The 494-nt window shown below is 72.7% G+C and carries 2 protein-coding genes; both read right to left on the bottom strand.

Features of this window, described 5'->3' with window-relative positions; translation table 11 throughout:
* Positions 1-199, bottom strand: a 199-nt coding sequence (locus tag H0488_RS09690) for a hypothetical protein (protein ID WP_183099071.1), incomplete at its 3' end; no start/stop codon positions are given.
* Positions 200-203: 4 nt separating this feature from the next.
* Positions 204-494 (bottom strand): FHA domain-containing protein FhaB/FipA (locus H0488_RS24030; protein ID WP_246371744.1); only part of this gene is annotated, 291 nt, incomplete at its 5' end.

Here is a 494-nt window from a genome sequence, read left to right as displayed (position 1 = left end):
GCTCGCCGGTCTCGGCGGCCGACTCCATCGTCGTGTCGGTCGGGTCGTCCATGGCGTCCGGCGGGGGCGGCGGCTGGTCGGCCGGCGGCGGCTCCGTCGGCGGAGCGGGCTGCTCGGGAGGCTCGGGAGGCCCGGGAGGCTCGCCCGGACCGCCCGACCCGGTCGGGTCGTCGGGGAGCGTGTGGTCGTCTGACGTCAAAGGTCTACTTCCTCAGCTCCAGGATGGTCTTCCCGATGCGCACCTGCGCACCGAGCCCGATCGTGGTCGGTTGGGTGATGCGCTGGGTTCCGAGGTAGGTGCCGTTGGTGGATCCGAGGTCCTCGACGTACCACTGGTCGCCGGAGGCGGCGATCCGGGCGTGCCGGGTGGAGACGTAGTCGTCGTCGAGCCGGATCGCGGCGTCGTTGCCGCGGCCGATGAGGATCGGGGCGTTCGCCAGCGCCGCGGTCACACCGGTGTTCTGGCCCTGGATCACCGCGACGTGGGTCGGCGA

Source organism: Nocardioides pelophilus (assembly GCF_014180685.1).
GTDB classification, from domain to species: domain Bacteria; phylum Actinomycetota; class Actinomycetes; order Propionibacteriales; family Nocardioidaceae; genus Nocardioides; species Nocardioides pelophilus.
Note: the sequence above shows the minus strand (reverse complement) of the source record. Positions and strands in the feature narration are given on the sequence as shown.